Genomic DNA, 19,478 nt, shown 5'->3' with positions numbered 1-19,478 from the left:
GGGATAAGAGGCGAACGCTCGTACTAATTTACGAATTGTCCAAATTGTAACCTGAAGTCCCTCTCAGCCAACCTCCCATAAACCTGGAACTTCTAGATTGGGGTAGCTTGGATCTAGAACTCAATTCCCGCCTGGGCTTTTACCCCTTGTTCGCGGAACGGATGCTTAACTAGAGTCATCTCTGTCACCAGATCCGCCCGATCGATCAAGGCGGATGGAGCACCCCGACCCGTTAAAATCACATGGGAGTCACTGGGTTTTTGCTCCAGTCCGGCTAACACCTGTTCTGCTTGCAGGTAGCCTAACTTGAGGGCGACATTCACTTCATCTAATAGCGTCAGTTTGAACTCTGGATTCGTGATGTAAGTCAGAGCTTTGTCCCAGGCGGCTTGGGCTAATTGAGCATCGCGCTCGCGGTCTTGGGTTTCCCAGGTAAAGCCCTCGCCCATCGCATGAAACTCTAATTGCTCTGACCAGGGATTAAAAGCGGCTTTTTCTGCGGGCTCCCAGGCACCTTTGATAAACTGCACGATCGCCACTCGATGCCCATGTCCCAGCGATCGCAACACCATGCCTAATGCCGCCGTCGTTTTGCCTTTGCCATTGCCAGTATGCACAATAATTAATCCCTTTTCGGCAGCCATGCCAGCGAGCCGTTGGGTCTGAACTTCCTTGCGGCGTTGCATTTTCTGACGATACTGTTCCGTTGTCAGAGGCGTACCTGAAGCGATGTCAGATTCCGAGGAGAATTGAGTGCGATCGGTCATGGGATGATGATCTCCCTTCATTGTGCAAAAGAACCCATTAGACCACCAGTGTATCGTTCATTCTGATTGGCTCATCGGTTCTCTACTCAAACAGAAACATTTGGGTGGGTTCCGGGATAGTTTCCACACGGGCTAAATCCCCCTGGTAGTGAGTATTGATTTGCTGCGCTTTCTGTTGTAAATGCGGGGGGACGTATTGCAAATCGACGGGTAAGCCATGCATGAGCATAAATTCCGCCAATTGATCTGGATGAATCAAAATCTTCTCCTGGTGAAGACGCTGCAAAATTTGCGGAAATGAATGCCAAGCGGCTTGCTCCCTTAGAGAGTTGGTTGATTCTACGGATGCAGTTTGGCGAAAAGAGGAGCCGTTAGTCATGGTGAGTGCGGAATGAACAGGTCACAAAAGCTATCGCTATCCTATCGATCCTGAAGAGGGGATACGGGATCGCCTATCGAAATTTTCCCATTCCAGGCGGGATTCCGAACAACCCCTGCCAATTTAATAGGTAGTTAAGGAAAATTTGTGAGATTTCAGGAAAAATCACCGTTCTAGATCACAATGCTGGAGAAGTTTGGTGTTAAATTAATGGTGTTAGTGTCTTAAGGGTTTGCAAAGAACGTTGAAACCTCTTTCTCTCACTGGATACCCCTGGCAACCATTGTGGTATCTAGACATGAAACTTAAGCGGAGACGGCAGTGTGACCCAGCACTATCGGTAGTCGATCGTTGTGAAGCTCCGAGTATGAGCTGACCGACCTGTAACTTGAGGTTCGTGGCTTGTGGGACTTGATTCTGAATGTGTTTCGTAAGAATCCCCAGCATCTTCTCTCGCCTACGAACTCGGTCGGTCAATTTCTCTTGTGAAGAGAATTTTTGAATTAAATAGCCAAGTAGGCGTTATTGCTGTCTGAAGTGGTTTCCGGTGATTAGACCGTAAAGACCCTTGGGCTGGTGCCATGCTGAAATGGCTGGTTTGGGTAGTTGCCTCCGTTGGGGAGTTGGCGAACCTATACGTCGATCGCGTATTGTCCAGGTTTCTACTTTGCCATGAAGACTGGGAATCCTGGAAATAGTCGTCGAGCGACGATCGAGTTCTGCTGATTTCTGCCCAATTTTTGATAGCCTGCGCCATAACGCCGCCTGGTGATGATCACCATGAATGCCCCTCCATGCTTGGGGTCGGTTGGGATGACGTGCTGTCTGTAAACACTCTCAATGCTTTTATGCTGTTTATCCTTTGTGGAGCGCCAAGATGTCTAAATTGCTTAGTCGCAAAATTGCACCCTCCCCCATGCCAGCAGAGATCAGTGTCGTTGACCTGATTGATGGCTACTTCACGGCATACAACTCGGCGCGGTTACGGGAAATTTGCCACTTGCTGAGTCAGGATGTGTTTCAAGCGGGTGTTACCGTTGGATTAAGTTTATCTGGAGCTATGACCCCGGCAGGATTTGGGGTATCGGTTTTAGCTCCCTTGATCCGGCATGGGTTTGTGGATTGGATTATTAGTACCGGAGCCAACCTGTATCATGATATTCACTACGGGTTAGGCATGGATCTCTACGCCAGCAATCCGTTTGTGGATGATGTCAAACTGCGGCAGGAAGGACGGATTCGGATTTACGACATTGTGTTTGGCTATGATGTGCTGCTGGAAACCGATGCCTTTATCCGTGAAATTCTCAAAGCTGAACCTTTCCAGCACCGGATGAGTACCGCAGAGTTCCATCATTTGCTCGGTAAGTATTTACATGAAGTGGAACAGCAACTGGGGGTGAAGAATTCCTGCTTATTAGCCACCGCCTATGAATGTGGTGTGCCCATCTACACCTCGTCTCCGGGCGATAGCTCGATCGGCATGAATGTGGCGGCTCTGGCACTCGAAGGCTCGAAACTCGTGCTTGATCCCTCGTTGGATGTGAATGAGACGGCGGCGATCGCCTATGCAGCGAGAGAAAGTGGCATTCCTGAAGTCGAAGGTAAGAGCGCGGCGCTGATTATTGGGGGCGGTAGTCCCAAGAACTTCTTGCTGCAAACCCAACCCCAACTCCATGAAGTCTTAGGGTTAGAAGAACGGGGACATGACTACTTCATTCAGATTACCGATGCTCGTCCCGATACCGGGGGGCTGTCCGGTGCGACCCCCAGCGAAGCGGTGAGTTGGGGCAAGGTTGATCCCGATGAGCTACCCAGCACGATCGTTTGCTACACCGACAGCACGATCGCATTACCAATCATGGCTGCCTATAGCATCAATCAATGTCCGGCACGTCCCTTAAAGCGGTTGTACGATCGGCGGGAAGAGATGCTGGCGAAGTTGCAAGCCGACTACCTGGCCGCCAAAGCCAATCCTCAACCTGTTGTCTCCACTCCGAACCCTGTAGTGGAACCGGAACCTGTATCAGAACGGGAATTGGTGGCGACCTATCCCTGTGGCACTCCGATCCGGAATGGTCACAAGAATGGGCATAACGGTCATAAGAACGGACACCGTAAGTAGGTCAATTCGGTAGGGCGGGTTCTGACTCGCCCTTATGGCTGACCAAACAATGTGTTAAGCGCGATCGCCTGTGCCGCAGGCATTTGTCCATAGGTAAACACATAGGAAATATCGGGCGGCAAACTCGGCAGAAATTTCTCCAAAATGTAAGGACTGCCGTAGATCACCAATGCTTGCAGTTGTTCGGTTTGGATCAGGAATTGCAGCCAATTTTGGGCGGTTTGATTCAGACCGGCACTACCGCGAAACGGATTGCCACGAATCACCAGTTGTAATAACGTCGGTTGCCAGGGTTGCTGCTCCAATGTCAGGGAGAGATCCGGTGTATGCCGATCGATCACCTGAAGCTGATATCCCAGGGCTTTGGGAATGGCGATCGCGGGAGTCTGTGGTCCCCACCCGTCGCTACTCAACGCCTCATCTAAAATAATTAAATTCCGACAGTTGGCGATCCCAATGGATGCAGATAGCCGCGATACTCCCGGCTGATGGACTCTTAGCGAGTGTTGCAGAATTTCGTGAACTAAATTAGTGGCTTTGGGTTGTGCTAATCGGGTAGTAAAACTCTCAGTTTCCAGTCCCGCCGGTGGGTCTTCCCAGGCATGGGAGGTGGTTTCCTCTAACCGGGGGGCACAGACTTTTTGCTTTGCCCACCAAATCCGCTCGACCGATGCCCGAATTCGTTCTAGCGGAATCAGCCCCTCTTCCACTGCCTGACATACGGCTTGAATCGCTCCCACTGGATCGGCAGGCATAAGTAAAATATCGGCTCCGGCAGCAACGGCTAATACGGGGGCTTGATTGGCTCCATAGCGATCGGCGATCGCTCCCATCACCAGTGCATCGGTGACAATTAAACCGTCAAAGCCTAACGTTTGCCGGAGTAATTGCGTCAGAATTGATGAAGATAACGTCGCCGGATACTCTGGATCTAATTCCGGGATCAACAGATGGGCACTCATAACCGAATCTACCCCTGCCGCGATCGCCGCTTGAAAGGGTAGCAATTCAACGTGGTGTAACCGTTCCCGTGAGTGGGGAATGACAGGTAAATCCAAATGGGAGTCGGTGGCGGTATCGCCATGACCGGGAAAGTGTTTGGCAACGGTTAACACCGGATGGGACTGTGCCCCCCGGATAAAGGCTGTCGTCAGTTGGCTGACGATCTCGGGAGTTTCCCCAAACGATCGCACATTAATCACCGGATTGTCCGGGTTATTATTCACATCCACCACGGGAGCCAGTACCCAATTCAGCCCGATCCCCTGGGCTTCCTGAGCCGTAACAGATCCCATCTGCTCGGCATACTGCTCGGCATGAGCCAGATTGGTTGTGGCGATTTCTGCCAGTGCCATCGGAGGGGGAAACCAGGTGGCTCCAGCAAAGCGTTGACCGACTCCTTCTTCCACATCTGCCGCGATCAGGAGAGGGACGGTTGCCCAGGTTTGTAACTGTTGGGTGCGTAACGCGACTTCTGCCGCACTGCCCCCCAACAGGATCACGCCACCCACGCCCCATTCGGAGATCCACGATCGCAGGGTTGCCGCCGGGGGTTCCCACTGGGGATATTGAATCTGATGATCGAATAGGTAGCCAGAGGCGCGGACAACCACCATCTGAGCTACCTGCTCGGCTAAGGACAGGTCATCAATATTGGGTAGCAACGGTGGCATGGATGCAATTATTCCTCCGCCTCTACCACCTCATCGGCTTCCGAGAGCGGATCATCCTCATCGTGGCGTTCCTGGCTGAGGCGATTCAGGAGTGACAGTACGCGATCGCCCCGTTCCAGCGAATCATCTTCTAAAAACACGACTTCTGGAGTCCGCCGCAGCCGAATGCGCTGTCCCAACTCACTCCGAACAAAGCCCGTTGCCGACTTTAAACCGGCCATGGTTTCGGCTTTAGCTTCATTCGACCCGTAGATGCTGACGAAAATCTTGGCATGTTGCAGATCGCCAGAGACATCCACCTCGGTGACACTTACCATGCCAGCGCCCACCCGATCGTCCTTAATATCATTCAGCAACATCAAGCTAACTTCCCGCTTGATTTGTTCTGCCACACGGGCAACTCGCCGATTGGTCGCCATCACTTCCCCCTTCCAACTCAATCAATTTGGGCGATTCGCATTTAACCTTTTAGTAGCCCAACATGCCCCGCAGGGTAAACCCAATGAAGGCAAATCCGCCTAAAAACATACCGATGAGGGCGATCGCCGTAGTTGGGCGTTTTAGCAACGGCAATAGGGGTTTAACAGCATTTAATAACACCCCCAGGATCACACCAGCGATAAAAACCGGATATTTAGAAACGGTATTCCAAAAATTCTGCATAAACTCAATGTCAGGGTAGGGCTACACAGCAAACGTCAGGCGAAAACTGACCTTCTTAACATTCTAGTCGTCTGCCTACCCGATTCGATGTAAATCCCCGATCGGTGAATCAATCCGCTCAAAATTCTCAGATCTCGATACAATTGCAGCCAGGTTATTGAGGGTTAGGACAATGAGGCAATCGAATGTGGTACGGGCATTGAGTGGATTTTTCCTGGCGATCGCCTTGATAGTAGGCGGTGGCTACTTAACGACCCAATTCGTGATTGCTAAGTTCACGGAACTGCCGCCCCGACCGACCTTTCCCAACGACAAACCGAGTCCCAGTCCGACGAAACCAGCCGCTAAGCCAGCCACCAGCCAGCCTAAAGCCTCCCCTGTGGTGGCCGTTAGCCCTAGCCCGACTCCCAGTGCTACCCCCAGTGCTAAACCAGAGGGCGATCGTGCCCGGATCACCTTGGGCGAAGGGTTAAATGTGCGGGAGAGTGCCAGTGTGGAATCCAGTCGAGTCGGGGGTGTGGACTACAACGAAGTGGTGACAATTTTGGAAACCAGCCCGGATCAGGAATGGCAAAAAGTGCGGTTAGAAAAAAGCGGACTGGAGGGGTGGATTAAATCGGGCTACACTCAACCCGTCAGCAACTCTGCGGCGAACTCAACACCAGAGTCAGAATTCTAGCCGTCCGGATGCTGCTTATGGAGCTTCCCAGCAAAAAGGGGCAGATGGTGTCCTGCCCCCAATCAACCTGATTTGATAGAACGGTGAATTCCTAGCTAACGTTTTGGAGTTCAGCCGTGCGAATGGAGAGTTGGCGAGTTTGATTGCCACGCTGGACTTTTACCTGGAGGGCTTGACCAATCTGGCTATTCTCGACCAATCGTTGTAACTGATCCGCCGTGGTCACCGCCTGTCCATCAATTTGGGTGATCACATCGCCTCGCCGTAATCCCGCTGTCGCTGCCGGAGTGTTGGGGAGCACCTTGACCACAATCACCCCATTAATCTCGGGCACCATAAATGCCGAGTTGGGATCGGAATTATTTTGCTCGGCTAACTCTGGTGTCAGAGTGGTCATTTGTACCCCCAAATAGGGATGGACAATTTTTTCCCCTCGGGCTAACCGATCTTTGATCGACTTGGCTTTGTTGATCGGGATGGCAAACCCAATTCCCATCGCATCGGCGCGGATGGCGGTATTAATCCCAATCACTTCTCCCCGATCGTTGAGCAGAGGACCCCCAGAGTTACCTGGATTAATGGCGGCATCGGTTTGAATGAAATCTAACCGTTTATCGGGAATGCCCACCTGGGCGCTAGACCGTTTTAGGGTGCTGACAATTCCCAAGGTGACAGTATTGTCTAAACCGAGTGGATTCCCAACGGCGATCGCCCAATCCCCTACCTGTACCTGATCGGAATCTCCTAACGGCGCGATCGGGAGATCCCCCCCATTGACTTTGACCACTGCCAGATCGCTAACGGTGTCCTCGCCCTGGACTTTTCCTTCCAGCACCCGACCATCTTTGAGCGTGACCGTCACCCGATCGGCACCATCAATCACATGGGCATTGGTCAAAATAATTCCACTGCGATCGATGATGAAGCCCGATCCCTGCCCCCGTAGTCGTTGCTCACGCGGATAGAGATCTTCCCCAAAAAACTGACGGAAAAAGGGATCATCAAACATGGGATCAGGACTGCTTCGCCGGGTGACAGTCCGTTCTGTGTCAATTCGCACCACGGCGGTACCGACCTGATTCACCGCCTTTGCCACAAAATTTTCTTGCCCAGGTGCAACTACTGCTGCTGTTGGCACAGCACTCACAACCGGAGCCGATGGTTCAACGGCTGCCCAAGCTACCGATGGAACTAATTCACCCAATGCCAGCAAAATCGCCAGTCCCAGGGCGATCGCTCCCTTGATAAACCAAGGGGATGGCAGAATAACACTTTTCAATCGCATGGCATGACCCTACGCAATTTAACGAAACTCAAGCAAGATGTTTTCCTATTGTGACAAAATCTTCTTGACAGGACACTAGGCTAGAATCTTCAAATAGCGTTACCTATATAGATGGCAACTTCTGACCTTCCCAGGAATCGAAATAATTTAGAGGACAACTTAGAGTTGCCCACCGATCGCCCGTCCCATGATCACCATCACGACCATCCTCATGGATCGGCGAGTCATCCCCACGTGCATAGCGAGGAATCGCTGAAACGCATTGTCAATCGCTTATCTCGGATTGAAGGTCATATCCGAGGGATTAAGGCAATGGTGCAGGAGAGCCGTGCCTGTCCCGATGTGTTAGTGCAGGTGGCAGCGGTGCGAGGAGCGCTCGATCGCGTGGCTCGGATGATTTTAGATGAACACCTGACCCAATGTATTGCTCGGGCTGCTGAGGAAGGCAACATTGATACCGAGATCGAGGAACTGAAAACTGCCCTCGATCGCTTTTTGCTGTAACGCTTATACCGTGGCAAATAATTCGTCAAAGCTGCGGTCTGGCGCTTCGGGTTTTGCCACAATTTCGACGATTTTATTCCGGGCACTGGGTTGGAATAACGCTTCTACACAGGTTTGAGCCACTTGCGTCCGAGGAATACTGCCCTCAAACAAGGTGTCTGCCTTGGACATGATGACTGAACCTGGGTCGTCGGTATTCTTCAGCCCGCCCGGACGCACGATCGTGTAGGTTAACCCACTTTGTTGCAGATATTCCTCGGCTTGCTTCTTCCATACCAGAATCAAGAAAAACAGGTTTAAGGGATGGAAGAACTTAGACACACACAGCGAGGAGACAAACACAAACTGTTCAATTCCTTTAGCTTTTGCCGCATCCACTAAATTTTTAGTGCCCTCATAATCGGTGCGATAGGGAGCAGTTGGATCAAAGCCCGGTTTAGCCCCCGTAGCGCAAAGTAATACCGTACTATCTGCGATCACGTCGGCTAGAGTGCCGGGATCGAGCACATCTCCCACTACCAGTTCGACCTCCGGCGGGAGAATCGCCCGCGCTGCCTCCAGATTCCGGACTAAAGCCCGGACAGGAATCCCACGCTTGACTAATTGTTCAACAATTCTGCGGCCAGTTTGTCCAGTTGCTCCAGCGACGAAGGCTTTCATCGGCGTTTATCCTAAACGACAGTGCAGTAGATGGAGTGATCCATATCCAGGTTGAATCATTGGGTTCAGTCTGGCAGGATGGATCTGATTCAGATCGTAGTATGTTACTAAGTATTACGACATCGTTCTTGAAGCAGAGTGCTGATCAAGGACATCACCGGAATCGGCGATCGCTCGCATGAATTTTATTGAATGTTCAAGAAAAAAAGGTGGGGCAGTGTCCTGCTTGGGGCACTCTAACCCTATGCCACTAGCAACATGTTTCGGAAACCATCATGCAGCCACACGCGACCGATCATCCAGCCGACAACCTTCCCCAGGGCTTGCTGCACACGACCTCCGTTGTGCCCAGTAGCAATTATTCACCGACAGAGGAACCGACCCGGAGTGTGATTGAGCCAACCCGCTTTTATAACCGCTTTGTGGACTGCATGGAAATGTATGCCGATCGCCAAACTGTGGCGGCATATCTGGATGTGCATCAGGAGTGGTTTCATCGCTGTGCCCATCCCATGAAGGTTGAGGCGATCGGAGATAACAGCTATGCGCTAGTGATCGGGCGCTTTGGTTCCTTTGGCTATGAAATTGAACCGAAGATTGGACTGGATTTATTGCCGCAACAAGAAGGGGTTTACCGGATTGAAACCGTCGCAGTGCCGAACTATGTCGCTTCCGGCTATGACGTAGACTTCCAGGCATCGATGGAATTGGTAGAATTGCCCACCAGTGAATTATTTCAGGGACAGGCCCGATCGCAGGAGAAATTGCCAGAGCGGATTACGCGGGTGCAGTGGCAATTGGATTTAACGGTGATGATCATGTTTCCCCGGTTTATTCATGCGTTACCCAAAGCCCTGATTCAAACCACTGGCGATCAAATTTTGGGACAGGTGGTACGGCAGGTTTCCAATCGGCTGACCCGCAAAGTGCAGGAAGATTTCCACAAGTCGCAGGGCGTTCCCATGCCAAAACTCCCGAAACGCCGCTTCTTCCGCAAAGCTGAACCCGATCCCAATGTGGTGATTGAATTACCCGGTGAGTTGGACAGTGAACCATAAGCCATCGATCGCAAACATGGCTCAATATTTCCGGTTTGCTCCACCTGGTCGGGGAAACCCTTAGAATGGCACACAGCTAGTCATCGGCTGGCGATCGTGCAGTGTTCCATTCTGGCTAAATCTATGCGTCAGTCATCATTGCCGCTAGTCGTGCTAACGCTGGTCGTGATCTCAAGTACGGTGGCGGTTGTTCGTGGCATTGAATCGATCGCGACCTCGAATCAACCTGTTCTGTCGAGTCCCCCCTCGGCTCGGCTCCCGATCGCCACCTCACTATCGCCGGAGCATGATACTCCCCTGGATCTGAACCTGGAGCCATTGCCGGGATCACTACAACCCCCGACGAGTTCCACTCCAGAAGCGCCTGCTGCTCGTCCAACTCCGTCCCCCTCTGCCTCTGTTCCGCCGCCATCAGAGGTGGCTAGCCAACCCCTGGAGCTATCCGATGCCAGGATCTACCAGTTAGTGAATCCTGCTGTCGTGACGATTTATGTGGGGCGGGAAGTGGGGTCGGGCAGTATTGTTAGTGCCGATGGGTTGGTGATTACTAATACCCATGTGGTGCGGCGAGCAGTGCGGCAAAATCAAGCGGTGACCGTGAGAACCGTGACGGGTCGCGAATATGCTGGACAGGTCGTGGCGACCGATCGCGCCAATGATCTGGCATTAATTCGGGTGGCTGCCAGTGCCTTGCCGGAGGTGCGGTTGGCAAATTCAGAGGTGCTTCAGATTGGGCAAACGGTTCACGCGATCGGCAGTCCGTTTGGGCGGGCAGGGGTGATGACTACGGGGCGGTTACTACACATTACTCAGAAGGGGGATTTGCAATCCAATGTGCAGCTTAAACCAGGGAACTCGGGCGGCCCGCTCCTGAATACACAAGGAGAAATGATCGGAGTTAATAAAGGGATTCGTCCGCCTGGAGATGGCTTTGCGGAGATGACCAGTTTGGCAACCAATGTTGCTGTGGCAAAAAGCTTTATTGAGCAAAATCGCGATCGCACAACGCCGATCGTCGAACCCCGGTTCTTACCTGGAACCAATTTTCCGCCTGCGTTTGGAGAGGGCTTTGATCGGCGCGATCGATAATCTAGAACGGGGGTAATCATTACGATTGTTTATAGCTTTATGCTAACTTTTATGAAGACCCTTCACTTCCTTTGAGTTACTATGAGCTTCGTTATCCCTGAGTCTGTCAAAGTCTGGAGTCAATTCTTTCACCCCCTCCTTATGTGGGTGTTATTAGTGCTGTCCAGTTATGCCTTCTATTTGGGCATGAAATCCCGTAAAACACGGACAGCCGATGCCGAGGTGAGAAAGGAACTGATTAAAGGCAAATTTAACGTTAAACATTATCAAGTTGGCTCAATCCTGCTGGCGCTGATGGTGATGGGGTCGATCGGCGGGATGGCAATTACCTACATTAATAACGGTAAGTTGTTCGTCGGTCCTCACCTGTTAGCGGGACTGGGGATGACGGGGTTGATTGCGGCAGCCGCCTCTCTATCCCCCTTTATGCAAAAAGGGCAGGATTGGGCGCGTTATACCCATATCGTGCTGAATGTGGCGATGATGGGCTTGTTTGGCTGGCAGGCGGTAACGGGAATGGAGATTGTGCAGCGAATCATCAGCCGTATGTAGGAACGGATTCGCCTAGGTTTGCGATCGTCAGCCTAGCTTAGAGGTGCAAGAGATTGTGCCTCTATTTTGGTTTTAAAGGGGATGGAATCGTCGGCGTTTGCCGTTGATAAATCACATCATGGCGCTGAATCAAGGCTTTAGCGGCTGCGACACTGGTTGCCAAGCCACTTTGATCTGGTAACACACCTTTGTTAATGCCGATCATTTCCCCCTGCTGATTCAGCAACGGACCTCCCGAGTTGCCGTCCTTCAGCAATCCCGCACTTAGTTGCAAACTGCCATGTTGCGTGATCTGGGTAAAAGTGCCTGTTGTTAGTACGCCGGATTTGCCTGCCGGACTGCCGATCGCGAAGACCGGATCACCCGGTTTTAAGGTTACGGTGTCTGCCAGAGTCACGATCGGTAGGTTGTGTGCCGCAGGTTGCAATTGCACCAGTGCCAGATCGTAACGTAAATCTAAATCAATCACTTTACCAACCCACATCTGCTCAGTAGCCGTTTTAACTTTTACTTCCGGGCTGGTTTGTACCACATGCCGATTGGTCAAAATTAAGCCATCCGATCGCACAATGCTCCCAGACCCAATCACTTGATCCGTGTAAATTGTCACGACTGCCGGATTAACTGTTTGATAGATCGCTTCTGTTTGGGACTGGGGGGGATTGTCCTGCGATAGCGAGGTTGAATGGCTGGACGTTTGCTCAGAGTTAGGCGGGATTTGCTCACCCGATCGAGTGATTTGTTGCATGACCGTATTGGCTTTGAGCGCCACTCCGACCAGTAGCACAAGTGCCAGACTCAAAAGCCAGAATTGCCATTTTTCTAAATGAATTTTGGGCATCCGTTACTGGGTTTCCTGCAACTATGAAAGCATCTCAATCAACGCAATTGGCACTTAATTAAACGAGCCAGGATAAGATGCTGCCAGCATTCTAGCGGATATAACTGAATCAACTTAATCTGATGAATCTGAACCTTAAGCTGAACCCACGTTGAATGGCACTGACTTAAGGACACGCTTAACTTTGATCGCCCCCTAAATCCCCCAATTCTGGGGGACTTTGAGGCTCGGCTCCCCCAGAATTGGGGGTTGGGGGGCAGTTCGGATTGTTATTTCAGTGACATTCAACCCACGTTGATTAGATTCCACCCTTCGGTCAACCGAGGTAGCTGCTACTATTGTCTGGCTGATGGCATGGTAGTAGGAAGAATCACGCGGAGGAGAGTGCTGTGAATAATCGATCGATGATGATATTAAACAGGGTTTGGCTGGGATTTGCGCTAAGTCTGGGGTTGATTGGATGCAACTCCACCTCTTCTCAGCCCTCTCAGACCGCATCCCCTGCTAATGCTCCTACGCCATCGGCAACCGCTAGTCCAGGTCAAGCAAATTCTGGGATGTCATCTCCCGCCGCATCCACGGCTACTCCGACTCCATCTGCCAATTCCAGACCACCGCTCACCGTGGCTAAATTGCAGAATGCTGAATATTACATTCTGGCAAAGGGACCCATCAAGCTGACCAATGGGAAGTATGAAGATCCAGACAGTAAACGGACGTTTGTTATGGATGAAGTAGTGACCTATGGTGACTTAAATCAAGATGGGATTAAGGATGCGGTGACATCGATTAAAGTGAGCGTCCCGAACTCAGGTGATTTTTCTTACCTGGTTGCTGTGATTAATCAATTCGGTAATCCAAAGAACATTTCGGCAGAATTCTTAGGTTCACGCGTGAAAGTGCAGAGCTTAGAAATCAAGCCCGATCGCACGATCGCGGTGGCAATGGATCAATATCAACCGAACGATCCAGAGTGTTGTCCGAGTCTGAAAATTAACAGTACCTACAAGTTCAAGGATCTCCAAACGACCGCTCCTTCACCTCCAGTTCCACAATAATTGGGGAATTCAAACAGTTTATATTTCTTCATGATTTTCTGAGGGGATTTGCCAACTAATCAAACTCTGTTTACAAAATCCGGTAACAAATTGTGCGATCGCCTGCCAATCTAGCGAATTTAACTCTTTAGGACGGTGTGATTTAAAGGATTGCTGTGATCTTCTTCTCTTTAATTCACCTGATCGAGTGAGGCGCAAAGCAAAAAATCTTAAAACCTGAGAGTTTTATATCTATCCTGATACGACTTTGCTCAGCTTTTCACTGATTTTCTCAGTTATAAACTGTAGATCTTCTGATTTTCCAATAGGGTCTATGGTAGACTAAGGAAAATTTTTCATTTGTACAAACTTAGTGCTTCAGGATTACGTCGCCTGAGTTAGTAGCTGGTGAAAAATGCTGATCTACCCGTAATTAAAGCTGCAAAGTTCTCACAAAGTAGCCGCAACATCAACTTGATATTTGCGAAATTTTTGGGTGGAGCTAAGCCAACGAAGATGAAGCGAACGAGGAACTTATGGAATTATTAGCCTTTGTTCACACGGCAGCAAATTATGAGAACCCCGCTTCTGACCCAGAGGTGCGGTTGTTTGATGGAGTGAGCTGGAAAATACCCAGTTCTGCGTGGATTGGTCTTGCCGGGGTTGCCGTCACGGTGGCAACAGTAGGCGGTTCACCAGAAACAGCGCTGGCAGCGACAAATACGGTTGTGGCTCCGGGCAGTTCTGGTGCAGAAGTGGAAGCTGTGCAAACAGCCTTGGGGATCGAAGCGGATGGTCAATATGGGGCGCAAACAACTGCCGCTGTCACCGATTTTCAACTCCGCCAGGGCTTGAAGCAGGTTGACGGGATTGTTGGCAAGGAAACAGCTACAGCTTTGGGTTTGGATGAAAACTATCGTCCTGTGTCCTATGGCTTTGCAGACACCAACTACGGGTCGGGTGTGAATATTCGATCGGGTCCTGGACTGGATTACCGGATTATTGGTGGAGCACCGGATGGCTCACTACTGAATGTAGATTACTACAATGCTGAATATCGGGATGGCTACGTCTGGACTCCCGTTAGCTCGGGTGGTTGGATTGCTGCCGATTATGTAGACTACTACGGCGAGTATCGTCCAGTCGGCTACTACGATGATTACTACTACTACAACGGTTACTATCCGACATCCTCTGATTGCTACGACGACTGGGACTACTCTCCCGTCTCGTCCTACAGTGGTCGAGTAGACACCCGCAGTAACATTGGCTTGAATGTTCGGAGTGGTCCCGGCTTAGGTTATGGGGTAGTCGATGGCTACAGCGAAGGCTCCTACGTTTATTCGGGTGGTGGTCCGGTGTATCGGGATGGGTACACCTGGGTCGAAACCTCGAATGGATGGGTTGCGTCCGACTATCTCTACTAACCCTGTAATTGACTCCACGACGCAATTGAATCGTTGCTACTGGCAATAAAGCGATCGGGCAGAAGCTGGGAATGTACCAACGTCTGCCCGATTTTTTTAGATTTTGGATTAATGCAAGAAATGACGGATGCCAGTTAGCACCATAACAATGCCGAGTTCATTCGCGGCCTTGATCGAATCCTGATCGCGCAAACTACCGCCCGGTTGCACGATCGCGGTAATTCCTGCGGCGGCGGCGGTTCGGACTGAGTCATCAAACGGGAAGAAGCCATCACTGGCCAGAATTGCGCCCTGGGCGTTGTCGCCTGCCTGTTCTAATGCAATTTTGACCGAGCCAACCCGATTCATTTGTCCGGCACCGACTCCCAAGGTGGCACGATCGCGGGTGACGACGATCGCATTCGACTTCACATGCTTACAGATCTTCCAGGCAAACAACAGTTCTTCTAACTGCGCCGGAGTCGGTTGCCGATCGGTGACAATCTGCCACTGGTTCGGATCCGCTACTTGATCATCGGCGGTTTGCACCAGAAATCCCCCTGCGATCGCTTTGACGGTTTCTGCGGGGCCATGGCGTAAATCAGGCAGCGTTAATACTCGCACCTTCGACTTAGCCGCCAGAATCTCCTGGGCATTGGGGTCACAGCCGGGAGCCACCACACATTCCAAAAAGGTTTTAGTCAGTGCGGTCGCGGTGGCAGCATCGATCGGGCGGTTCAGTGCCACAATGCCACCAAAGGCAGATACCGGGTCGGCATTGAAGGCTTTCTCATAGGCTTCAGCCAAACTATTGCCCAGGGCGGCTCCACAGGGATTTGTGTGTTTCAAAATGGCGGCGGCAGGTGAATTTTGCGGATCGGCAAACTCGGCAATAATTCGGCGGGCGGCTTCCAGATCCACCAGGTTGTTATAGCTCAGTTCTTTACCCTGGAGTTTGGTGGCGGCTGCCCATCCGGTTGCGGTGGCTCCGGTTTGATACCAGGCGGCGGGTTGGTGGGGATTTTCGCCGTAGCGTAAGGTTTGCAGTTGTTGCCCGGAAAGGCTGAAGGTTTGGGGTAAGGAACTCGTCTCCGTTTCGGCAGATTGCTGCTCTAAATACAGGGCGATCGCGCGATCGTAACTGCCGGTATGCTGGAAGGCTTGCAGCGCACAGCGTTGGCGGAAGTCTAAGGAAGCCTCGCCTTGATGTTGCCGGAGTTCCTGTAGATACCCAGCGTACTGATGGGGATTGCACAGTACCGTCAGGTGGGCATAGTTTTTTGCCGATGCCCGCAACATGGCAGGGCCACCAATATCAATCTGCTCGATCGCGTCTGCTAAGGTGACATCCGGTTTGGCGATCGTTCGCTCAAACGGATACAGATTAACAACCACCAGATCGATCGGGCGAATCTGCTGGGCTTCCAAGTCTGCCACATCCTCAGCCAGATCCCGCCGCGCCAGAATGCCACCATGAATCCGAGGATGCAGGGTTTTGACCCGACCTCCTAAAATTTCCGGTGATCCGGTGTAGTCAGAAACTTTAGTCACTGGTAATCCAGCAGCTTTCAAGGCATTGGCAGTGCCACCGCTACTAATTAGATCAAAGCCAAATTCATTCACTAAGCTTTGAGCCAATTCAATTAATCCTGTTTTGTCCGATACGCTCAATAACGCTAGTCGTGCCATGCCATTCCCCTTCGTTCCTAGAATCAGTTCAGCTTGCAAGCTAATGGTTGTCAGCGCAAAAATCGCCACAAGAGATCTAGTTTACCGAAGGATCAGGTACAGGATTTATCGATTCAGATCCGTTTGGAGTTGCTGCCGCATTTGTTGTAAGGCGCTTTTCAGGAGTTGCTGTAATCCTGCCTTTTGGGTGGCATCGGGCATCAACGAGGTCAACAGGTTTTGGATATTGCCAGCATTGCGAGTGATTTTGGTGCGATCGAGCTTTTGGGGATCAAAGCCACTATCCACCAGGGACTCAATTTGCTCGATCGCGATCTGACTCAGTTGGTTGATGGCATCCCGCTGTTGGGAGTTCAGTTGCAACTCTGACCCGACATTCAAATTGTTGGTATTGAGCCGCATCGGTTCTGGTAATTGAGAGGTTTCTGGGGCTGGTACGGCAATATCCTGGGCGATCGCTGGAACCCCGGACAGTCCAGATAGACCGATAGCCAGTAGTCCCGATAGCAGCATGATAGATTTATTATTCATCGGAATCAATTAAGAAAGGAGATCCTGAGCCAATTGTCTGAGATCTGGACGCAGTTGCGGCTAAAAAGTTTCAAGCTAAATCAATGTCCGAACGGCGGCAAAATCGCTAATATCATAACGTTGCTGCTACGAATGGGGGAGAAATCGCTTGGTGTTAGATGTGATTACTGTGCCACCTGCTTCGGGTCAGCCCCCCCAGGGCACGATTGTGCTGCTGCATGGTTGGGGCGCTAATTATCAAGACCTGGTGGCGATCGCCCCTTACCTGAATTTGCCCGACTATCAATTTGTGTTTCCGAATGCCCCCTTTTCCCATCCCTATAATCCTGTGGGCAAGATGTGGTATGACCTGCCGGATAATTATAGTTTTTTGGGCACCCCGGAATTTGCTCAGCGATCGGATCTCTCGACCAGTCGGCAATTGCTGACGGAGTTAATCCACTCCCTGCCAGAAACAACAGGGGTGCCCCTGGCTGAAACGATTCTGGGTGGCTTTTCCCAGGGGGGAGCTATGACGTTAGATGTGGGACTCAACCTCCCCTTAGCTGGATTAATGATCTTGAGTGGGTATCTTCATGCCCCCCTCAACCCACAGGGCGAAGGGTTTCCCCCCGTCCTGTTACTCCACGGTACTCAGGATACGGTGGTGCCGATCCGCTCTGCCTACCGCGCCCGAGATAGCCTCAAGTCATTGGGGGCGACGGTGCAGTATGAAGAATTTCACATGGGACACGAAATTCAGCCGATCGTCCTGGGGTCTATTCAAAATTTTGTTAAAGATTTGGTGTCAATGGGCTAATTTCCCGACAAGCGCTCACTTGAATGAAATCAGTAAAGTAAGATTGGGTAGGGGCATACACGGAAAATAGCCTTTAGCCGCCGATTCTATAGTCGGTTGGATAGGGCGGAGGAAGAGGGGGAACTATGACCACGATCGACACTAAGCATCCAGATATCCTATCGGTAACGCCAACGGAAGTCGCTGAACTGGCGGCACGCTTAGAGGATGATAACTATGCCACGGCCTTTGAAGGTTTAAATGACTGGCATTTGTTACGCGCGATCGCGTTTCAACGCCCCGAGCTAGTGGAACCCTATGTGTACCTGCTAGATTTAGAAGCTTACGATGAAGCGTAATTAAGCGATCGGAGCTAATTCGGTTGGATCAGCGACAGTCTCAGCAGAGGCAGGGTTGCTCAGGTCAGCCGCCGGGGCAGGTGGAAAATGTTTGTCAATCAACGCGGGAATTTCTTTGGCAGTGATGCGGCTATAGCGCTGCTTATTCGGCATGACTAAGTTAGGCCCCGCTTTGCACTGTTTCATGCAGCCCGTCCCCTTCACCGTCACTTGATCAGTTAACCCGCGATCGCTTAAGGTTGCTGCCAATGCCTGACAGACCGCTTTCCCCCCCCGCTTCATACAATCCGACTTTTGACACATGGCGATCGTCGCTTTGGCGGCTGGTTTAGTGGCTTTTTCTGAAGTTGGGGCTGGGGAGGATGGGGTAACTCCAGACGTTGTAATTCGATCTGCCTTAAACTTAATCTCCTCGGTATCCAGGTAGACGACTTTTTCCCCCGTCACCTGTACCCAATCTCCTGGCATCAACACCCTTCCCACCGATGCCCGAGCCTCTTTAGACAATTTGATGCAATGTTCGCCGTCTGCTGTTCGTAAGTTCAACCACTTGATCTTGTAGCCATCTTCCACCGCAAACCCGAGAAACCGTCCTTCCAGACGAAATTCTGATACTTGCTTGTGCTTCTTACCCATGATCAAAATCCTGCTTACTAAAAGGATGGGGAGCGTGAAATGGCGAGGCTAATGGGTCGGGTGGTCGGAAGTAAAATCAGTGAACCTAGGGATTGATGTCGGGCATCGTTGGGATGCGCCAGCACTGTTCCAGCCAGTCGATTAATTCGGATCTGGAGGCCGTGAGTTGTTGAATCACACTACGGAGTTGCACCAATACGATCGGGCGATCAATCTCGACATGCAAACGACCGTCGGCGCGACAATCACAGAGAATATCTAATGCTTGAAGTCGTTGGCAGGCTTGCCAGCGATCGCAGCGAGAAATTGTCAAAACAGGGGTAGTTAAGGGGAGAGAACTAACGGATTTCATCAAGGTTTTGCAAATGCGAAAAGTTCTTACTTAAAAATACGGATGTCGTCTGAACCAACCGTTGATCTGGTGGGATGATGACTGGGGATAAGCGGTAAACACCCACAATTAAAGGATTTGCCACGAATGGCTAGTAGATAACTCCAGATTCATCGAGTTCTATTCCTGAGCATACCCAAATAAAAATTCAATTTAACGACATTATTTAGCAAGTTAGACCCAACTTGATGCCTCAACAAGCCCTGACCTCCCGGCGAACGCCTCATTGAGAATCTTCGTCAATAAGCTGCTTGACCTAAGTATACCAAAATCTGTCATTTGCATATCTTTTTCAATAAGAATCTGTCGATTGAAGGAAGGGAGGTGGGGAGGTGAGGGCGATGGGGAGGTGAGGGCCTGTCTCTTATACACATCT

General features: G+C 51.0%; 22 protein-coding genes. 10 read left to right on the top strand and 12 right to left on the bottom strand.

The window, feature by feature from the left end:
* Window positions 1-113 precede the first annotated feature (113 nt).
* Both cobO and ACN4EK_RS25215 read right to left on the bottom strand, forming a co-directional pair.
* Window positions 114-788: a cob(I)yrinic acid a,c-diamide adenosyltransferase gene (gene cobO / locus ACN4EK_RS25220; protein ID WP_431661040.1), complete on the bottom strand. Its 675-nt coding sequence runs from the start codon at window positions 786-788 to the stop codon at window positions 114-116.
* A 61-nt stretch (window positions 789-849) separates the two neighbouring features.
* Window positions 850-1,146 carry a hypothetical protein gene (locus ACN4EK_RS25215; RefSeq protein ID WP_431661039.1) on the bottom strand — a complete coding sequence of 99 codons (297 nt, stop codon included), beginning with the start codon at window positions 1,144-1,146 and terminating at the stop codon, window positions 850-852.
* An 877-nt stretch (window positions 1,147-2,023) separates the two neighbouring features.
* On the opposite strand from ACN4EK_RS25215, the gene ACN4EK_RS25210 reads away from it, so the two are divergent.
* Entirely contained in the window at window positions 2,024-3,271 is a 1,248-nt protein-coding gene (locus ACN4EK_RS25210) for a homospermidine biosynthesis protein (RefSeq protein ID WP_431661038.1), read from the top strand.
* Window positions 3,272-3,303: 32 nt separating this feature from the next.
* Here ACN4EK_RS25210 and ACN4EK_RS25205 read toward each other — a convergent pair whose 3' ends face one another.
* The 3 genes from ACN4EK_RS25205 to ACN4EK_RS25195 are packed head-to-tail and all read right to left on the bottom strand — an operon-like array spanning window position 3,304 to window position 5,607.
* Window positions 3,304-4,944 (bottom strand): glycoside hydrolase family 3 protein, encoded by a 1,641-nt coding sequence (locus tag ACN4EK_RS25205; RefSeq protein WP_431661037.1) that lies wholly within the window; start codon window positions 4,942-4,944, stop codon window positions 3,304-3,306.
* Window positions 4,945-4,952: 8 nt separating this feature from the next.
* Window positions 4,953-5,363 carry a 30S ribosome-binding factor RbfA gene (gene rbfA, locus ACN4EK_RS25200; protein ID WP_431661036.1) on the bottom strand — a complete coding sequence of 137 codons (411 nt, stop codon included), beginning with the start codon at window positions 5,361-5,363 and terminating at the stop codon, window positions 4,953-4,955.
* 49 nt (window positions 5,364-5,412) lie between these two features.
* Window positions 5,413-5,607 (bottom strand): DUF751 family protein, encoded by a 195-nt coding sequence (locus tag ACN4EK_RS25195; protein ID WP_431661035.1) that lies wholly within the window; start codon window positions 5,605-5,607, stop codon window positions 5,413-5,415.
* A gap of 172 nt (window positions 5,608-5,779) precedes the next feature.
* Here ACN4EK_RS25195 and ACN4EK_RS25190 point away from each other — a divergent pair, with 172 nt between their 5' ends.
* On the top strand, window positions 5,780-6,286 hold the full coding sequence (locus tag ACN4EK_RS25190) for an SH3 domain-containing protein (protein WP_431661034.1): 507 nt from the start codon (window positions 5,780-5,782) through the stop codon (window positions 6,284-6,286).
* Window positions 6,287-6,377: 91 nt separating this feature from the next.
* Here the strand turns inward: ACN4EK_RS25190 and ACN4EK_RS25185 are convergent, their stop codons facing one another.
* On the bottom strand, window positions 6,378-7,571 hold the full coding sequence (locus tag ACN4EK_RS25185; RefSeq protein ID WP_431661033.1) for an HhoA/HhoB/HtrA family serine endopeptidase: 1,194 nt from the start codon (window positions 7,569-7,571) through the stop codon (window positions 6,378-6,380).
* A 111-nt stretch (window positions 7,572-7,682) separates the two neighbouring features.
* Here ACN4EK_RS25185 and ACN4EK_RS25180 point away from each other — a divergent pair, with 111 nt between their 5' ends.
* On the top strand, window positions 7,683-8,075 hold the full coding sequence (locus ACN4EK_RS25180; RefSeq protein ID WP_431661032.1) for a metal-sensing transcriptional repressor: 393 nt from the start codon (window positions 7,683-7,685) through the stop codon (window positions 8,073-8,075).
* A 3-nt stretch (window positions 8,076-8,078) separates the two neighbouring features.
* On the opposite strand, the gene ACN4EK_RS25175 is transcribed toward ACN4EK_RS25180, so the two are convergent.
* Window positions 8,079-8,735 carry an NAD(P)H-binding protein gene (locus ACN4EK_RS25175; RefSeq protein ID WP_431661031.1) on the bottom strand — a complete coding sequence of 219 codons (657 nt, stop codon included), beginning with the start codon at window positions 8,733-8,735 and terminating at the stop codon, window positions 8,079-8,081.
* A 275-nt stretch (window positions 8,736-9,010) separates the two neighbouring features.
* Between ACN4EK_RS25175 and ACN4EK_RS25170 the strand changes: the two genes are divergently transcribed.
* The 3 genes from ACN4EK_RS25170 (at window position 9,011) to ACN4EK_RS25160 (ending at window position 11,434) form a co-directional block, all read left to right on the top strand.
* Window positions 9,011-9,793, top strand: a complete 783-nt coding sequence (locus tag ACN4EK_RS25170; RefSeq protein WP_431661030.1) for a DUF1997 domain-containing protein — start codon at window positions 9,011-9,013, stop codon at window positions 9,791-9,793.
* Window positions 9,794-9,916: 123 nt separating this feature from the next.
* On the top strand, window positions 9,917-10,882 hold the full coding sequence (locus tag ACN4EK_RS25165; protein WP_431661029.1) for a S1C family serine protease: 966 nt from the start codon (window positions 9,917-9,919) through the stop codon (window positions 10,880-10,882).
* A gap of 81 nt (window positions 10,883-10,963) precedes the next feature.
* On the top strand, window positions 10,964-11,434 hold the full coding sequence (locus tag ACN4EK_RS25160) for a DUF4079 domain-containing protein (protein ID WP_431661028.1): 471 nt from the start codon (window positions 10,964-10,966) through the stop codon (window positions 11,432-11,434).
* Between the two features lie 61 nt (window positions 11,435-11,495).
* Here the strand turns inward: ACN4EK_RS25160 and ACN4EK_RS25155 are convergent, their stop codons facing one another.
* On the bottom strand, window positions 11,496-12,275 hold the full coding sequence (locus ACN4EK_RS25155; protein ID WP_431661027.1) for a S1C family serine protease: 780 nt from the start codon (window positions 12,273-12,275) through the stop codon (window positions 11,496-11,498).
* A gap of 389 nt (window positions 12,276-12,664) precedes the next feature.
* Between ACN4EK_RS25155 and ACN4EK_RS25150 the strand changes: the two genes are divergently transcribed.
* Together ACN4EK_RS25150 and ACN4EK_RS25145 are read left to right on the top strand one after the other, a co-directional pair.
* Window positions 12,665-13,333 carry a hypothetical protein gene (locus ACN4EK_RS25150; RefSeq protein WP_431661025.1) on the top strand — a complete coding sequence of 223 codons (669 nt, stop codon included), beginning with the start codon at window positions 12,665-12,667 and terminating at the stop codon, window positions 13,331-13,333.
* 515 nt (window positions 13,334-13,848) lie between these two features.
* Window positions 13,849-14,739, top strand: a complete 891-nt coding sequence (locus ACN4EK_RS25145; protein WP_431661024.1) for a peptidoglycan-binding protein — start codon at window positions 13,849-13,851, stop codon at window positions 14,737-14,739.
* A 108-nt stretch (window positions 14,740-14,847) separates the two neighbouring features.
* Here ACN4EK_RS25145 and purH read toward each other — a convergent pair whose 3' ends face one another.
* Together purH and ACN4EK_RS25135 are read right to left on the bottom strand one after the other, a co-directional pair.
* On the bottom strand, window positions 14,848-16,476 hold the full coding sequence (gene purH, locus ACN4EK_RS25140) for a bifunctional phosphoribosylaminoimidazolecarboxamide formyltransferase/IMP cyclohydrolase (RefSeq protein ID WP_431661022.1): 1,629 nt from the start codon (window positions 16,474-16,476) through the stop codon (window positions 14,848-14,850).
* Window positions 16,477-16,512: 36 nt separating this feature from the next.
* On the bottom strand, window positions 16,513-16,938 hold the full coding sequence (locus ACN4EK_RS25135) for a hypothetical protein (protein WP_431661021.1): 426 nt from the start codon (window positions 16,936-16,938) through the stop codon (window positions 16,513-16,515).
* Window positions 16,939-17,089: 151 nt separating this feature from the next.
* Here ACN4EK_RS25135 and ACN4EK_RS25130 point away from each other — a divergent pair, with 151 nt between their 5' ends.
* The gene (locus ACN4EK_RS25130; RefSeq protein WP_431661061.1) at window positions 17,090-17,737 is read left to right on the top strand and encodes an alpha/beta hydrolase; all 648 of its coding nucleotides are present in this window, start codon (window positions 17,090-17,092) and stop codon (window positions 17,735-17,737) included.
* 125 nt (window positions 17,738-17,862) lie between these two features.
* Window positions 17,863-18,075 carry a protein IsiD gene (isiD, locus tag ACN4EK_RS25125; protein WP_431661020.1) on the top strand — a complete coding sequence of 71 codons (213 nt, stop codon included), beginning with the start codon at window positions 17,863-17,865 and terminating at the stop codon, window positions 18,073-18,075.
* Here isiD and ACN4EK_RS25120 read toward each other — a convergent pair whose 3' ends face one another.
* Window positions 18,076-18,711 carry a (2Fe-2S) ferredoxin domain-containing protein gene (locus ACN4EK_RS25120; RefSeq protein ID WP_431661019.1) on the bottom strand — a complete coding sequence of 212 codons (636 nt, stop codon included), beginning with the start codon at window positions 18,709-18,711 and terminating at the stop codon, window positions 18,076-18,078. It lies immediately after the preceding gene.
* 85 nt (window positions 18,712-18,796) lie between these two features.
* Complete coding sequence (locus ACN4EK_RS25115; RefSeq protein WP_431661018.1) at window positions 18,797-19,063, bottom strand: Asr1405/Asl0597 family protein; 267 nt, start codon at window positions 19,061-19,063, stop codon at window positions 18,797-18,799.
* Window positions 19,064-19,478: the final 415 nt, after the last annotated feature.

The sequence above is a fragment of the Pantanalinema rosaneae CENA516 genome (assembly GCF_050753385.1).
GTDB lineage: Bacteria > Cyanobacteriota > Cyanobacteriia > Leptolyngbyales > Leptolyngbyaceae > Pantanalinema > Pantanalinema rosaneae.
Note: the sequence above shows the minus strand (reverse complement) of the source record. Positions and strands in the feature narration are given on the sequence as shown.

Excerpts from the sequence above, each read along its gene's own strand:
- cobO (WP_431661040.1), bottom strand. The coding sequence starts at position 788 with ATGAAGGGAGATCATCATCCCATGACCGATCGCACTCAATTCTCCTCG.
- ACN4EK_RS25215 (WP_431661039.1), bottom strand. The coding sequence starts at position 1,146 with ATGACTAACGGCTCCTCTTTTCGCCAAACTGCATCCGTAGAATCAACC.
- ACN4EK_RS25210 (WP_431661038.1), top strand. The coding sequence starts at position 2,024 with ATGTCTAAATTGCTTAGTCGCAAAATTGCACCCTCCCCCATGCCAGCA.
- ACN4EK_RS25205 (WP_431661037.1), bottom strand. The coding sequence starts at position 4,944 with ATGCCACCGTTGCTACCCAATATTGATGACCTGTCCTTAGCCGAGCAG.
- rbfA (WP_431661036.1), bottom strand. The coding sequence starts at position 5,363 with ATGGCGACCAATCGGCGAGTTGCCCGTGTGGCAGAACAAATCAAGCGG.
- ACN4EK_RS25195 (WP_431661035.1), bottom strand. The coding sequence starts at position 5,607 with ATGCAGAATTTTTGGAATACCGTTTCTAAATATCCGGTTTTTATCGCT.
- ACN4EK_RS25190 (WP_431661034.1), top strand. The coding sequence starts at position 5,780 with ATGAGGCAATCGAATGTGGTACGGGCATTGAGTGGATTTTTCCTGGCG.
- ACN4EK_RS25185 (WP_431661033.1), bottom strand. The coding sequence starts at position 7,571 with ATGCGATTGAAAAGTGTTATTCTGCCATCCCCTTGGTTTATCAAGGGA.
- ACN4EK_RS25180 (WP_431661032.1), top strand. The coding sequence starts at position 7,683 with ATGGCAACTTCTGACCTTCCCAGGAATCGAAATAATTTAGAGGACAAC.
- ACN4EK_RS25175 (WP_431661031.1), bottom strand. The coding sequence starts at position 8,735 with ATGAAAGCCTTCGTCGCTGGAGCAACTGGACAAACTGGCCGCAGAATT.
- ACN4EK_RS25170 (WP_431661030.1), top strand. The coding sequence starts at position 9,011 with ATGCAGCCACACGCGACCGATCATCCAGCCGACAACCTTCCCCAGGGC.
- ACN4EK_RS25165 (WP_431661029.1), top strand. The coding sequence starts at position 9,917 with ATGCGTCAGTCATCATTGCCGCTAGTCGTGCTAACGCTGGTCGTGATC.
- ACN4EK_RS25160 (WP_431661028.1), top strand. The coding sequence starts at position 10,964 with ATGAGCTTCGTTATCCCTGAGTCTGTCAAAGTCTGGAGTCAATTCTTT.
- ACN4EK_RS25155 (WP_431661027.1), bottom strand. The coding sequence starts at position 12,275 with ATGCCCAAAATTCATTTAGAAAAATGGCAATTCTGGCTTTTGAGTCTG.
- ACN4EK_RS25145 (WP_431661024.1), top strand. The coding sequence starts at position 13,849 with ATGGAATTATTAGCCTTTGTTCACACGGCAGCAAATTATGAGAACCCC.
- ACN4EK_RS25135 (WP_431661021.1), bottom strand. The coding sequence starts at position 16,938 with ATGAATAATAAATCTATCATGCTGCTATCGGGACTACTGGCTATCGGT.
- isiD (WP_431661020.1), top strand. The coding sequence starts at position 17,863 with ATGACCACGATCGACACTAAGCATCCAGATATCCTATCGGTAACGCCA.
- ACN4EK_RS25120 (WP_431661019.1), bottom strand. The coding sequence starts at position 18,711 with ATGGGTAAGAAGCACAAGCAAGTATCAGAATTTCGTCTGGAAGGACGG.
- ACN4EK_RS25115 (WP_431661018.1), bottom strand. The coding sequence starts at position 19,063 with ATGAAATCCGTTAGTTCTCTCCCCTTAACTACCCCTGTTTTGACAATT.